Source organism: Octadecabacter sp. R77987, assembly GCF_042466115.1.
Taxonomy (GTDB): domain Bacteria; phylum Pseudomonadota; class Alphaproteobacteria; order Rhodobacterales; family Rhodobacteraceae; genus SW4.
Map to the genome: position 1 here is coordinate 35,323 of NZ_JAXHBQ010000002.1, position 13,181 is coordinate 48,503.

The 13,181-nt window shown below is 57.9% G+C and carries 16 protein-coding genes; all 16 read left to right on the forward strand.

What is annotated here, in order from left to right; all coding sequences use genetic code 11:
* The first annotated feature begins 21 nt into the window (after positions 1 to 21).
* Positions 22 to 375 carry a hypothetical protein gene (locus SJY21_RS16440; RefSeq protein ID WP_377513353.1) on the forward strand — a complete coding sequence of 118 codons (354 nt, stop codon included), beginning with the start codon at positions 22 to 24 and terminating at the stop codon, positions 373 to 375.
* Between the two features lie 43 nt (positions 376 to 418).
* Positions 419 to 1,039, forward strand: a complete 621-nt coding sequence (locus SJY21_RS16445; RefSeq protein ID WP_377513355.1) for a lytic transglycosylase domain-containing protein — start codon at positions 419 to 421, stop codon at positions 1,037 to 1,039.
* Positions 1,036 to 1,329, forward strand: a complete 294-nt coding sequence (locus tag SJY21_RS16450) for a TrbC/VirB2 family protein (protein WP_377513357.1) — start codon at positions 1,036 to 1,038, stop codon at positions 1,327 to 1,329. The genes SJY21_RS16445 and SJY21_RS16450 overlap by 4 nt, the downstream gene beginning before the upstream one ends.
* Entirely contained in the window at positions 1,322 to 1,600 is a 279-nt protein-coding gene (locus tag SJY21_RS16455; protein WP_377513359.1) for a type IV secretion system protein VirB3, read from the forward strand. Before SJY21_RS16450 ends, SJY21_RS16455 begins: the two co-directional genes overlap by 8 nt.
* Positions 1,590 to 3,953 (forward strand): type IV secretion system protein B4, encoded by a 2,364-nt coding sequence (locus SJY21_RS16460; RefSeq protein WP_377513361.1) that lies wholly within the window; start codon positions 1,590 to 1,592, stop codon positions 3,951 to 3,953. Before SJY21_RS16455 ends, SJY21_RS16460 begins: the two co-directional genes overlap by 11 nt.
* Entirely contained in the window at positions 3,950 to 4,117 is a 168-nt protein-coding gene (locus SJY21_RS16465; protein ID WP_377513363.1) for a hypothetical protein, read from the forward strand. The genes SJY21_RS16460 and SJY21_RS16465 overlap by 4 nt, the downstream gene beginning before the upstream one ends.
* A gap of 25 nt (positions 4,118 to 4,142) precedes the next feature.
* The gene (locus SJY21_RS16470; protein WP_377513365.1) at positions 4,143 to 5,261 is read left to right on the forward strand and encodes a lytic transglycosylase domain-containing protein; all 1,119 of its coding nucleotides are present in this window, start codon (positions 4,143 to 4,145) and stop codon (positions 5,259 to 5,261) included.
* Positions 5,261 to 6,076: a type IV secretion system protein gene (locus SJY21_RS16475; protein WP_377513366.1), complete on the forward strand. Its 816-nt coding sequence runs from the start codon at positions 5,261 to 5,263 to the stop codon at positions 6,074 to 6,076. Before SJY21_RS16470 ends, SJY21_RS16475 begins: the two co-directional genes overlap by 1 nt.
* A gap of 15 nt (positions 6,077 to 6,091) precedes the next feature.
* On the forward strand, positions 6,092 to 6,745 hold the full coding sequence (locus tag SJY21_RS16480; RefSeq protein ID WP_377513368.1) for a virB8 family protein: 654 nt from the start codon (positions 6,092 to 6,094) through the stop codon (positions 6,743 to 6,745).
* Between the two features lies 1 nt (position 6,746).
* Positions 6,747 to 7,439, forward strand: coding sequence for a TrbG/VirB9 family P-type conjugative transfer protein (locus tag SJY21_RS16485; protein WP_377513370.1), 693 nt, complete (start codon positions 6,747 to 6,749; stop codon positions 7,437 to 7,439).
* Positions 7,436 to 8,824: a TrbI/VirB10 family protein gene (locus SJY21_RS16490; RefSeq protein ID WP_377513372.1), complete on the forward strand. Its 1,389-nt coding sequence runs from the start codon at positions 7,436 to 7,438 to the stop codon at positions 8,822 to 8,824. The genes SJY21_RS16485 and SJY21_RS16490 overlap by 4 nt, the downstream gene beginning before the upstream one ends.
* 3 nt (positions 8,825 to 8,827) lie before the next feature.
* On the forward strand, positions 8,828 to 9,814 hold the full coding sequence (locus tag SJY21_RS16495) for an ATPase, T2SS/T4P/T4SS family (protein ID WP_377513374.1): 987 nt from the start codon (positions 8,828 to 8,830) through the stop codon (positions 9,812 to 9,814).
* Entirely contained in the window at positions 9,811 to 10,014 is a 204-nt protein-coding gene (locus tag SJY21_RS16500; RefSeq protein ID WP_377513376.1) for a hypothetical protein, read from the forward strand. The genes SJY21_RS16495 and SJY21_RS16500 overlap by 4 nt, the downstream gene beginning before the upstream one ends.
* 140 nt (positions 10,015 to 10,154) lie before the next feature.
* A complete protein-coding gene (locus SJY21_RS16505) occupies positions 10,155 to 10,424 on the forward strand; it encodes a hypothetical protein (protein WP_377513378.1) in 270 nt (89 codons plus the stop codon).
* Between the two features lie 12 nt (positions 10,425 to 10,436).
* Entirely contained in the window at positions 10,437 to 11,513 is a 1,077-nt protein-coding gene (locus tag SJY21_RS16510) for a type IV secretion system protein (protein WP_377513380.1), read from the forward strand.
* A gap of 105 nt (positions 11,514 to 11,618) precedes the next feature.
* Positions 11,619 to 13,016, forward strand: coding sequence for a hypothetical protein (locus SJY21_RS16515; RefSeq protein ID WP_377513382.1), 1,398 nt, complete (start codon positions 11,619 to 11,621; stop codon positions 13,014 to 13,016).
* Positions 13,017 to 13,181: the final 165 nt, after the last annotated feature.

Sequence of the window (13,181 nt, forward strand, 5' to 3'; positions counted from 1 at the left end):
GAGAGAAGTGTGACTGCTAGAATGAACTGGGAAGTTGAAGCACCAAATGTGGTCACTGAGGCTAGATTCCGCGATCTCGTGGAAAGCGGCTATCGCGCCGAGATCTTGTGCCAGGAGGCTGCGCACAAGAAGGGTCCGAGCTATTATGGCATCTGGATCATGCGTGCTGTCAGTGATGATGGTGTGGAAAAGCTCTTGGTCACCGCCCGGACCCGCACAACTCACAACGATATCAAGGTCCGCGAGTTCAAGACCATTACGGGCGTCGTTTCCTTTCTTGTTGGCATCGGCTTCTCCCACGCCGACGTGCCGCTCGAAGAAGGTCAACGGACAGCGCACAAGCTCGCTGGGGCCGACAAGGGCAGCAGCGGCTAGCCTTTTTCTTCTCGGGCTTCTGGCCTTTCCGGCCCGCGCCCAGATGGTTCTGGTCATGGAGAGCGACGGCTCTCTGACCGCGTCGCAGTCTCAGGATCAATTCGCGCGGAACTATGATGATGGGGTTGGCCAAGGTTCTTCCTTGGATGGTCTGACAGTCCTTGGGCGCGCTGAGAATGCGCCGGCAGTCGAAGAAGTTCCGAATTCCGCTGCTGTCCGTCCCGCTCCCCTGCCCCGCGCTGATGTTCTGTCTGCGATCGAGGCCACGGCTCTGCGCTATGGCGGCCATCCCGGTCTGCGCCGCGCGGAGATTTCCGTCTCAAACTGGCTCACCCTCTTCCGCGCCAACATTGAGATTGAAAGCGCGTATCGGCAGAGCGCCGTTTCCAGCGTTGGAGCCATTGGCTTAGGTCAGTTGATGCCCGCTACTGCGCGCGGCCTCGATGTTGATCCACGCGACCCCATTCAGAACCTCGACGGTTCGGCCCGCTATCTTGCCATGATGCTCCAAGAGTTTGGCGATCCGCGTCTTGCATTGGCAGCCTACAACGCTGGCCCCGACGCCGTGCGGCAGTACAACGGCATCCCCCCTTACCGAGAAACCCAAAACCATGTGGCCCGCGTCATGGCGGTGGTCGCTCGACTGGAAGGAACAAACCCATGAGATTTAACCCGTCATTCTTCATAGCCGCACTGGCCCTTTTCGTGCTCATGGCTGATCCTGCTTTAGCACAAAGCATCGACCTTTCGCCGATCCAAAGCCTGCTGCAGGGCATCGTCGATGCCCTGACCGGCCCGCTTGGCGTCGTCATTGCCACGCTGGCTGTCTTGGGCGTCTTCCTCAGTTGGTTCTTTAACATCATCGATCTGCGCCAGGCGCTCTGGGTGCTGGTCGGTATCGCCGGTGTCGCCGCGGCTCCCACCATCGTTGCCGCGGTCTTTGCAGGTGGCTGAGCGTTCGCCCCTCTTCCTCGGGCTCGTGCGCCCGCCCAAGCTTTTGGGCCTGCCCATCATATATGCGATGGTCTGGCTCTTTGGCTCGGTGCTGCTCTTTGTCTGGGTCCAGCACATCGTAATCCTTGGGGTTGCGATCGTGCTCTACCCCGTGCTGTGGAAGGCCGCCGATTGGGACCCGCGCTTCATCGATGTGATGATGACGGCGCTGCAAGAAACCCCGCCGACACGAAACCGGCAGGTACATGGCGGGGACAGTTATGCCCCGTGATGAAGCGCTCGACCCCCGGACCCTAACACCGGACTGGTATGCGCGCGAAACCCGTCTTGCGCATATGCTGCCCTACGTCAGTCTGGTCGATGACAAGACAGTACGCACGCGGGTGAACGAGCTTTTTCAATGTATCCGCCTCGACGGCGTCAACAGCTATACGACGGACGATGCCTACCTCGACAAGGTCACGTCCCTCTTTGCCCGTATCGTCGCCCAACTAGGTCCAGAATTCAGCTATTATGTTCACAAGGTGTCCAAGGCGATTGCGCCGGAACTGGAGCCTGTCGAGGGAGACAGTTTCGCGGGCGAAGTGGATCGGTTGTGGCGCGAGAAGCTTGCCACCAGCGGGCTGCGCGACAAAACACTGACGCTCACAGTCATGCACCGTCCGCCGTCCAAGAGCTTTCTTCCGTTTCTCAATCGCAGCGCACCTGAGCGCTTCAAAGAAGAAACGCAAAAACGCCTTCGACGGCTGAATGAGGCCGTGAATGTCTTTGCCTCGGGGCTGGCAGATCTTAAACCGCGCGTGCTGTCGGCGAAGTCTGGTGAACTGGTTGGGTTCCTCGGGGCGCTCAATACCGGTCAGGAACTGCCACTCTATCCAGCGAGCACTTACGGTTTCCTATCGTTTAACGTCGCCAACACCCGCGTGACCTTCCTTGAGGACAACTTCGAGCTGTCAGAAGGCGTCGTAGGCCACCGCTATGGCAAGAGCTTCACCATCGGCGAATACTCCGAAGCCACGTCTTGCACGATGTTCGACATGCTCAATCTGCCAGTCGACATGATCGTCACCCATTCGTTTACGCCAATCAATTCCAACCTCATGGCCGGGCGGATCAAGCGACAGAAACGACAGATGCAGGCGTCACAGGACGCTGCATTGTCACTGATGGAAGCGCTGGACATCGCCGCCGATGATCTTGAAGCCAAACGCCAGAGCTTTGGCGAACACCACATGGTCGTTACCATCTTCTGCGACACGCTTGATGAGCTGCAGACGTTGAGTGCCGAAATCGTCAATGCCGCCGCTGCAGAAGGCGTGAAGATGATCGGCGAGCGGGTCGCGGCAAAAGCACATTACCTCAGCCAGCATCCCGGCAACCAACCCAAGCGCGTGCGCGCCAGCGACATCACCAATCGCAACTTTGCGGATTTTGCAGCCTTCCACCGAACGCAACTGGGCAAAGCAGCAAACGACACGCCCTGGGGCAAGGTCATCACCATGCTGCCCACACCTGAGCAAAGCGCCTATCGGTTTTCCTATCACGAGCAAGGCAGCCCGGAGAAAGAACCCACTGGCGGTCACACATTGATCATGGGACGTCCAGGATCGGGTAAATCCGTTCTTTCAGCCTTCCTTATGACCCAAGCCCGTCGAGCAGGGGCGCGGATCTTCGTCTTCGATTATCGTCTTGGTATGGAGATGGCGGTCCGCGCCAATGGCGGAAGCTATGCATCGCTCAAGGCTGGACAGGCCACAGGTCTCAATCCGCTTTGGACCGAGGTGGACGATCGCGGCACGGCTTGGCTCTCGGATTGGCTGGCCACCCTGCTCTACCGCGCGGACAAGCCGCTGACGCCTGTCCAAACGAACCGCATCCAAGAGGTCGTGCGTCAAAACGCGAACGCCACGGATCCAGCGTTGCGTAATTGGAAGGACTTCGCCTCGCTCTTCGTCTCTACCGATGATGGCGGCGATTTGCACCAGCGCTTGCTCGAATGGACCGCAGATGGGCGCTACGGCTGGATATTCGGGCAGACTTTGGAAGACACGTTTTCTCTTCAAGGCGACGTGGTTGGCTTCGATCTCACAGGTATTCTCGACTCCGAGTCCGAGAAAGAACGCATGGCCGTTCTGAGCTATCTGTTCCGCCGCGTGGAGCGCGAGATCGAAGATCGCCGCCCCACAATCATAATCATCGATGAGGCCTGGAAAGCGCTCGATAACGCGTATTTTGCAGAACGGCTTTCGAACTGGCTGGTGACAGCGCGCAAACAGAACACCGTTGCCGTGATGATGACGCAATATGCCAGCCAGCTGGAACGCACACGCACCGGCAAGACCATTGTTGAGGCAGTGCCAACGCAAATCCTTTTGCCGAACATCCGCGCTCATGCATCCGACTACGCGATGCTGAACCTGTTTGAGAAAGAACTCGACATTCTCTTGAACACGGGTAGCAACTCCCGGCTGGCGCTTATTCGCGATGACCAGGGTTCCATCGTCGTTGACGCCGATCTCAGCGCGTTGGGTTCCAATCTCACTATCCTTGGCGGCATGGAAAAAGGCGAGGCGCTTGTCGGTGCTGACTACCGCGACCGTTGTGATTTCTGGAGACTGCTATGAAACGTATTTTTCTTCTCCTGGCTGCGACAGGCGTTCTGGCGTCTTGCGCCCAGTATCAGGAACCGCAGGCGAATTGCTTCACCTTCCTCGCGGCTGTGGCACCAGTTGATCCCGATTGCACCTTTACGCCTCTTGGCACTTTGGAGGGCGACATTGAAGTCTAGGCTCGCTCATATCCTGTTGGCTTTAATGCTACCCAGTCTCGCGGTCGCACAAGGCGTACCGGTGGTTGATAGCGGCCTGACCGCGCGCGACATCGTTGAGACCGGCGACCGTGAGGTCGATCTTGCAACTCAGGCCGAAAAACTGTCCGTCCAGGAACTCATTGCCGAGATTGAGCGCGAACAACTGGCCACGCTAGAGCGCATCCTTGACGCCCAGACAAGCTTTGGCGGTCAGGGCCTTCCTGCGATGGTTTCAAGCCTTGAAGATGGCAATGGCGATCCCAACCGGGCGGTGGAAGCCGTCTATGGCTCAGGCGAGACTGATCCCAATCCCGCGGGGACGCAGATGTTTGGCGATGCGGCCCAGAATATCGAACAACTCATTATCCGCGTCGCCCAAGAGACCAGCAGCTTTGCAGGTGTGGGCCGTGCGGGGCTCTCTGCCGTTCAATGGCGTGCGCTCCTGCAAGCCCTGATCTGGCAGGAAAGCCGCTTCACCATTGGCGCACGTTCGCCGGTCGGCGCTTTTGGCCTCACCCAGATCATGCCCGGCACCGCCAGCGATCTCGGTATCAATCCGGAATACTACGATAGCCCCTATCTGCAGGTGCATGGTGGCGCGCGCTACCTTGCCACGCAACTCAACACCTTTGACGGCAATGTCATCAACGCACTTGCCGCCTATAACGCAGGACCGGGCCGCGTGTTCGAATACAGCGGTGTCCCGCCATTCCGAGAAACCCAGCACTACGTCACTGTCATCCCCGAACGCTACAATCTCTATCTGAGCCGCATCGGTGGCATTGAGGCCTTGGGTACGATTGATCCCGCGCTTCTCGCCAATGCCAATCTCTCCCTCACGGGGCATGGTGCGGCGTTTTATGGCAACAACTCCTCCGCTGCGATCCGCCAAGCTGCGCTGCGCATTCGCGACATCGTCGAGCGGATTTCTGAGACGGAAGACGTTCAGGAAAGCGTCGCGCTCAACACCTATGCGCGCGCCGAACTCGTGCGCCTCGTCGCAGCCCGCATCCGACTGCAGGCGGCGAGAACGCGCGTCTTAAGTGCTGAAGAGCTGGCTCAGGCCGCTGCCCGCATGGCGGAAGGCGACTTCATGAACTTCACAATCGAGGAGATAGACTGATGCTAAGATCAAATTGGCTATTGAGAACCACATTGGCCGGCGCGCTGGCTGCGGGTCTTCAAGTAGCGGCCATCTCTCCAGCCCTCGCCCAAGGTGTACCGGTGGTCGACACCCAGAACATCGCACAAAACATCCAGCAACTGCGGCAGATGATCGAAGACGAAATCCTGCAAAACGAGCAGCTGACGCAGCTTCGCGAACAGCTTGTCACACTCACGGATCAACTCGCGGAGCTGCAACGAACATATGAAGCCCTGACCCGCCTTGCTGAACTCCCTGAGATCATCCGAACCGAGATGGAAGACGAGCTGAACGGCCTGCTCGACCAAGAGTTCGGGGACATCCTCGCGACCATCGAGGCAGTCAAGACGGGGGACTTCTCTGGTTTGACTGGCTCCGGCGCGGGCGAAATCGAAACCCAGATGGATCGCGTGTTGGCTGATCTCGGTTTTGATGACGACACGCTGTCGGACATGGCTACGAGCGGGAACCCCGGCGCCAATCGCATCGCGACCCAAGCCACGACCGGCGCTCTGGTCTCGGCAGCCGCACAAAACAGCTATGAGGATGCGGGACAATCTCTCGAACGCGTAGACCGGCTCGTTGGTCTTATCGATGACATGGATGAGTTGAAGGAAAGCATTGATCTCAACACGCGGGTCACTGCAGAGCTTGCCATTGCCCTTGTCGCCATGTGGCAGCTTGAAGCCATTCAAACCGTCGGTGACGGCACGGGCGGCGTGATCGATGCTGCGACCATCGCCGAAGAGCAACGCTTCATGGATTTCACCCTGCCCGAATTGCGTGCGGATTGACCCGAGGTGTGATGCGTGGCGAGTGAGCAAGACATCATCGAAGAAGAACTAGTTTACGGCGCACTCCGTCGAGAGCGGCTCTGGCAGCGCCTTGGCCTGATTGGTCTCATCTTTGGCATCCTTGGGTGTCTGAGTGCTGCCGCAGTCGCTATCTTGGACGTCGATCCCCCGCCCGTGGTGGTGCCCTACGATCCCGCAACTGGGTTTGCTCTACCCGAAGCTTCGGTCGGGGCCACCACCGTCACAGAAAATCAGGCCATCATCGAGGCGGAAGTCTTCCGCTATGTTAGCGACCGCGAGGTTTACAACCAGCTCGACAATGATGTGCGGGTTCGCAGCGTGCTGCGTCGTTCCGATCGGGCCGCCGAAGCCTCCCTGCGCCAGATCTGGAACAGCGCGAATGCGGATTATCCGCCCACGCTTTACGGCACGAGCGGTCGTCTCGATGTTGAAGTCCTGAGTATCAATCGGATCGGCGTCAATCGCGCCACGGTCCGCCTGCGCAAGCGCCTGAATTCCATCAATGGCGTTCAGACCGGCCTCTTCACCGCGACCCTGCTTTTTGAGTTCCGACCCGAGGCCAGCCGATCCATCGATCAGGTTTGGACCAACCCCTTTGGCTTCACGGTGCTGGAGTATTCCATCCGCTCCGACAGATTGGAGAATTAGTTTGCATAAGTTTCTCGTCGTGTTCCTAGCTGCCCTGCTTCCCGGCCTTGCCTTGGCCGAGGCCATTCCGCGTGGCGGACCCAACGACAGCCGCGTGCGTCTTGCCACCTATCAGGAGGCTCAAGTCTATCGCCTGAGCGTATCCCTCACCCACGTGACCACAATCGAATTCGGCGAGGGCGAGAGCATTCGTTCGATCATCGCAGGCGATACCGAGGGCTTTGAGATTGACGGTGTGCCGGGCGGTCAGGCCTTCGCGATCAAACCCGTTGCACGTGGGGTCCATACAAATGTGACAGTCTATACCAATCGGCGCAGCTATTATTTCAACGTTCAGGAAACCCAAAGCCCCACTTTCTACGTGGTGCAGTTCCGCTATCCGGATGACAACACCCGCCCGACCCGCGCCATCGCGCAACAAGCGCCGAACTATAATTATGGGGCCAGTGCACAGACAGTGTTCACGCCAGCCCGTGTCTGGGATGATGGGACATTCACCTATTTCGAGTTTCCGCGAAACGCGCCAGTGCCCGCGATTTTCCGCCACACAAACGGTCGCGAGCGGACTGTGAACTCCCAAGCTCAGGACGATGGCGTCATTCGCGTCTCTGGCGTCAATAATCAGTGGGTTCTACGGCTCGGAGAAGAGCTTGTTTGCATTCAGGCAACCCCATCGGTGGGGGCAGAGTCATGAGCGAAACGGGTAACACCGAACTAGAGAAGCGTCTCGCAGCTTTGGAGCAAGGCGGCACGCGCCGAACCGCAACCGTACGTCGGCGCTCGCCGCTCTTGGCATTGGTGGTGGCTGTGCTGATTGGCGCAGGCGGCTCAGTTTTATACCTACTCTCCCAGTCCAACGACGAGGAGGCCTTGCCCACGGCCACTCCAGACGTATTTCAAAACGAAGGCGACGGGTTTGGCGCAATCGAAGCGCTTCCTCCGCCCCCTGCCCCCGAAACTGAAATCGTTGTCGTACCCGCTGAGCCTGCGGAGCCAAACGCAGAACTCCTCGCGCAATTGGCGGCCCTTCAGGCGCAGATCGAAGAATTGCGCAATGCGCCCGAGCCCGTTGTGGAGGAAGACACCGCCGCAGCAGAGGCCATCGATGGCCTGACCGCGCAGATCGCTGCCCTACAAGCCGCCTCTGAGGCCGCGCAAAAGCAGTTTCAAGACGAGTTGGCCGCACGTGATCGCGCGCTGGAACAAATCCGTATGGATCTTGAACTGGCGCAGCTGGAAGCCAACCGGCCTGCCCCTGCCCCGCTTGGTCCTACCGATGATGAGTTGCGCGCGAGAGAAGAAGAGCGCCTGCGCCGCGAGGAAGAGGCAAGGCGTCTCGCAGAGCTTGAGCATCGCGCCGCTGAAGAGCGCGCGTTTCAAGCTCGACGAATTGCGTCGCCCACAATCGCCTTTGGCGGCACATCCGGTGCGGCTGAAACTGCCCTGTCCGAGCGCACTTTCGGCGACGTCACCGACTTTGTCCTGAATGGCGCGCTGCCAACATCCGTTACGCAATCCGAAGTGATCGCCAATCCTTCAAACACCATCATCCAAGGCACGATGATCCAGGCCGTGATGGAAACCGCGCTCGATAGCTCGCTGCCCGGCCAGACCCGTGCGGTGGTGTCAGAAGATGTCTTCAGCTTCGATGGGACGCAGCTTCTGATCCCGCGCGGCTCCCGGCTGATCGGGCGGTATCGCTCCGGCATCGATATCGCGCAGCGGCGCGTCACCATCGCATGGGATCGGATCATCCTGCCAGACAATCAAACCATCCGGATCAGCTCTTTTGGTGGGGATGAATTGGGGCGCTCCGGCGTGACAGGGTTTGTCGACACGCGCTTTGATGAACGTTTCGGGTCCGCGGCGCTGATTTCTCTCATCTCGGCGGCCCCAAGTGCTGCCGCCGCCTCCGTAGACGATGAGGCCGCCGCAGATGTAATGAGCGACGTGGGCGATGATCTGGCCGATGCTACCGACAGCGTCATTGGCGACTACCTCTCCATCGGCCCTGTCATCTATGTCGATCAAGGCGCACGTGTCACCGTGATGGTAGACCGTGATCTGGAGATTTTTTGACCGATGTCACTGAGCTATCTCCAAACCTCGCTTGATAAGCTCGACGCCGCAGCCCGCGATGATGTCATCGAGATTTGCATCAATCCGGACGGCGCCTGTTGGGGTGAGTTCCAGGGCGATCATTTCATGCGGCTGCTCGATCAACGGTTGTCAGAGACGGACGTCAGAGACCTCGGCAACCAGATCGCCTCCAGCGCCAATACCACCATGAGCAAGGACAGGCCCATCGTCTCGGTCTCAATCGCCTATCGGGATCGTCCAATCCGGGCACAAGTGATTACCCCGCCCGCAGTCCTGTCCGCCATGTCAATCAGTCTGCGCTTCTTCTCCAGCCTGCCACTCGACGGGATCGAACTGAGATTCTTGTTTGGAAAGGAACGCAAGCTCGAAGAACTGCGTCTTGAGAAAACCCAACAACTGCGCGCAGTCGTGGCATCCGGCGTGATCGACGATGCGCTGGCCTTTTGCGTTGAGAATAGGCTCAACATGATCGTCTCGGGTGGTACCTCGACCGGCAAAACCGTGGCAGCCCGCAAAATTCTTTCCCATGTCGGCACTGAGGAGCGGATTATCACGATTGAGGAGGCTGCCGAGCTTCTGCCCGCACAACCAAACGTGGTGACGCTTATCGCCAACCGCGATGCAGCGTTCCAAACCGCAGATGTGCTTCTGACCGCGACGCTGCGCATGCGGCCAGATCGGATCATCCTTGGCGAGGTGCGCGGTAAAGAGGCCATGACCTTCTTGGAAGCCATCAACACCGGTCACGGCGGATCAATGACCACGCTTCACGCCGAAACCCCGCAACTGGCGGTGCAGCGTTTGGCGATTGCGGCGCTGAAGACCGAGATCCCGATGACCTATGCGGACATGGTTCGCTACATCGAAAACTCCATCGACGTGATCATCCAGGCCGGCCGTCATGACGGAAAACGCGGCATCACAGAGTTCTACCTCCCCGCATCCGAGCAGATAGGAGCATCCCCATGAAGACCTTTGAATATGAAATCCTCTCCTTCCCGATGACCCGTAAAACCAGCCTTATTGATATGCAGGCCGATCTGAACGCAAAGGGCGCAGAAGGCTGGGAGGTTGTGTCGATCAGCACGTCCGAGTTTGCCAATATCGGTCACACAGTCTTCTTGAAGCGAGAGACGGCGAGCAAAACAGGTGTTGGGGCAGCCTCGTGATGGCGCGCACTCATCATGTTGTGCTGATCTCTCTGGCTTTGGGCTCAGCTGCGCCGCCTTCAACAGCGGAGTGCAACCTGGTTCCGAGCCTCGAGCGAAGCTTCGATGTCTGCCCAGACCGACCGGCCGAGCCCGATTGGATGAAGAACATTCCGCTGCGCGACGCCTACCAACGGGTTTTGGTCCAAGATATCTACCGTGCGCAGAACATAGAACGCATCGTCGGGGCCGAAAGCTGCACCTGCGAGGTCCGTTTCCCATCCTGGGAGGCGGCAGAAGCCACCTTCCGAAACAACCACACCAACACCGACCGCTGGGAAATGCTGGAAGCTTCTGATGGCTACAATCGCCGCGCCAATGAGCTGCGTCTCGAGGCCAAAGCGATCTGCGACGCTGCAGGCAATTGGTGAGGTTGATCAGTAATGAGCGTTGTCACCTACTTCGTTGAAACCTCCCAAGGCTATCTTGATACCGCCGCCGAAACCCAGTTCGGCTCGGTCGCGGCGACGGTCGGTACACTCTTGATCCTCGGGACAACACTTGTGGTGATCCTCGTCTTCCTCAACATGATCTATCAATACAAAGCCATGGACGGGCGAACGGCCTTCTGGCTGGCGGTCAAGATTGGACTCATTGGGATATTTGCGACGAACTGGGTGCAGTTCAACGCGCTGTCCTCTGCGATCCTCAACGGGATCGACAGCATTGCAGGCGCGCTCGTCGCTTCTGTCGGTGGCGGCGTCCCCGGTCCTTCTGGCACCTTCGCGGAAGAATTTGACCGCCTGATTGCGGAGCTTGGGGAGTACCTCAATGCGGCTGGATCAGAGCTGAACTGGATGGCGGGGGCCATGCTGGACATCGTTGGCGTCCTCATGCTGTCGATCTTGGGCGGATTGGCTGCGTTTATTCTGGTGGCGTCGCGCCTGATGATCGCACTCCTCATCGGCATTGCACCTGTGATGATCTTCCTGACGCTCTTTGACGTCACCAAGGACTACTTTGCACGCTGGCTGTCAGCCTTGGTGTCCTTCGCCATCTATCCGATTGTGGTGGCCGGCGTGTTCGCGACAATCACTGGGGTGTCTTCCGCGTTGATCGGCGAGCTTGGCGATCCTGAGGGAGCAACCAATATTGGAGCTCTTATCCCCTTCTTCATGATGGTGCTGATGGCCAAAGGTTTTATCATCGCGACGCCGTTTATTGTGCGGGCGGTCTCTGGGAATATCATGATGCCCGCGCTGTCGGGTGGCCTGAGTGGAAGCTACGGATTCATGCGGGCGGCCATGGGCAATCAACAGGCTTACAATCGCTATCTGGTTGGTGGTGCAAGTGGGGCTGAATATGCGGCTCTAAGAGCCCGTCAGTTCTTTGGTGCGCAGCAAATGCCGCAAAGGCCGGGGATGTCACAGGTCGCACCTGCGTCGGGCAAGCCGTCTACAGGAACCGGGTCGCAGATGTTGGCGCAACTGGCACGTTTGGGAAGGTTGGGGAGACGTTGATGGTCAAGTGCGAACAGCGGCTTTGGTCTTTTTCTCAGCCGGACGTCAATTTCGCTGTGTTCCGACCGGCGTCGATGGAAACAAGTCTTGCACAAGGATAGAAGAATGGATGAGACAACGTCGCTCAAACACGCATCAATGAAAGATTTGCCACTAGAGCTGGTCCAAGCAATCCTGCGTTCAGCAGTCAATGGAAGATCTGTCGGGCTTGAAGAGGCAATACGGACTCTGGATTGCGATGCCCATCATGCCGACCGCGTTTTGCGCCAGATGGCCGAGGCTGGGTATTTGGAGCCCGCCGACATTCTTGATGGTTTGTTCTATTGGCAGCTAACGCCGAACGGGACTCGCCTGGCAATGGAGCCCAAGCGAAAGCGTATCGGGCGCGATAAAGTTCAGGCCATCGTTTCTGAACTTCTCGCCCGTGCCCAAGTTATCAACACCGATCCTGATCGCCTGCAACGTATCACCTTAAGGCTGTTCGGCAGCGCGCTTGAGAAGCGAGACGACTACGGTGACGTTGATGTCTCCATTGCGTATATGCGGCGCCAGCTGAGCGATATCGAACGTGAGCGCGTCGAAAATGCACTGAAAGCCCGCCAAAGCAAGTCAGATCGCCAAACCTTTCACGGGCGGCTCATGGGAGCGGAACGTCAGGATACGCGCGAGATCATGGCGTTCTTGAAAAAGGGCCTACCTCATCTTTCGCTCATGAACGATGATCCTATGGACCTCGGGACACCCTACCGCTGGCTGGTCAACCACGAAGTGAAACCGGACAGACCAGTTGATGTTCCCGACGATATCGTTCGACCCAATGCGCCCTCAACTCTCGACCAACGCTCCAGAAGGCCGCTACCGCCCATTACGTTGATTGAAGCACGACACAGAGCCATTTCTGCTACAACCAAAGTTGCGATTGATGACATGCACATAGGTCTAGAAGATGCAGCCACGCTCGACGAAAAAATGTGGTCTCCAAAGGTGACCCGCAAAGGCGCATTCGTTGCCAACGACATCAGAAGTGAGAAACGGGTCAAATTCGCCGGGTTTCAGCACTTATGTCCCATCTGGAAGCAGGAGTTAGGCGGCGTAGCGATGTTGAAGGAAGCCCTCGACTGGTGCGATGAACATAAGGTTTGGGTCAGGGATCTATTTCCGAGAGTTTCAATCCAACGATCCGACCGAATGCACGTCATACGCCTCGGGTTGGGCGATGATCTGATCTATTTCAATATCGGTGGTAAATCGACAACTGGGAGCCTGCTGCCTAGAAATCGAACACGCGTTTCCAAAATAGACTTAGCCGGCGCCTATGCGGTCGGAAAGGCGCTCTCCAAGATGTATGATGAAGGTCGGTGCGCGAAAATGCCTTGGTTCAGCGCCGAGATTTTGCTTCCATTAGTCGAAGTTGAAAAGCTTCCAGAGTTCCCGCGATTGCTCAAGGTTGGAGAGTTTCACGAGAATGCGTTTTGCGGCCTGCGAGAGGTTGAGCTTTATTAAGCTGATGGGTCTATATTTGCCGTGCGAACGGAAATGTCATTGGGCAACTGATCAGCAGTGATTGGTTAAGCCGTCGTTCGCTGCGCAGTGTGCGAATTGGTAAGTTGCGGACTTTGCTGCCGTTGGACCTTCTGTTTTCGATGGCCGCTTTTTGCACAGGCCATT

Excerpts from the sequence above, each read along its gene's own strand:
- SJY21_RS16440 (WP_377513353.1), top strand. The coding sequence starts at position 22 with ATGAACTGGGAAGTTGAAGCACCAAATGTGGTCACTGAGGCTAGATTC.
- SJY21_RS16445 (WP_377513355.1), top strand. The coding sequence starts at position 419 with ATGGTTCTGGTCATGGAGAGCGACGGCTCTCTGACCGCGTCGCAGTCT.
- SJY21_RS16450 (WP_377513357.1), top strand. The coding sequence starts at position 1,036 with ATGAGATTTAACCCGTCATTCTTCATAGCCGCACTGGCCCTTTTCGTG.
- SJY21_RS16460 (WP_377513361.1), top strand. The coding sequence starts at position 1,590 with ATGCCCCGTGATGAAGCGCTCGACCCCCGGACCCTAACACCGGACTGG.
- SJY21_RS16465 (WP_377513363.1), top strand. The coding sequence starts at position 3,950 with ATGAAACGTATTTTTCTTCTCCTGGCTGCGACAGGCGTTCTGGCGTCT.
- SJY21_RS16470 (WP_377513365.1), top strand. The coding sequence starts at position 4,143 with ATGCTACCCAGTCTCGCGGTCGCACAAGGCGTACCGGTGGTTGATAGC.
- SJY21_RS16475 (WP_377513366.1), top strand. The coding sequence starts at position 5,261 with ATGCTAAGATCAAATTGGCTATTGAGAACCACATTGGCCGGCGCGCTG.
- SJY21_RS16490 (WP_377513372.1), top strand. The coding sequence starts at position 7,436 with ATGAGCGAAACGGGTAACACCGAACTAGAGAAGCGTCTCGCAGCTTTG.
- SJY21_RS16495 (WP_377513374.1), top strand. The coding sequence starts at position 8,828 with ATGTCACTGAGCTATCTCCAAACCTCGCTTGATAAGCTCGACGCCGCA.
- SJY21_RS16500 (WP_377513376.1), top strand. The coding sequence starts at position 9,811 with ATGAAGACCTTTGAATATGAAATCCTCTCCTTCCCGATGACCCGTAAA.
- SJY21_RS16505 (WP_377513378.1), top strand. The coding sequence starts at position 10,155 with ATGAAGAACATTCCGCTGCGCGACGCCTACCAACGGGTTTTGGTCCAA.
- SJY21_RS16510 (WP_377513380.1), top strand. The coding sequence starts at position 10,437 with ATGAGCGTTGTCACCTACTTCGTTGAAACCTCCCAAGGCTATCTTGAT.
- SJY21_RS16515 (WP_377513382.1), top strand. The coding sequence starts at position 11,619 with ATGGATGAGACAACGTCGCTCAAACACGCATCAATGAAAGATTTGCCA.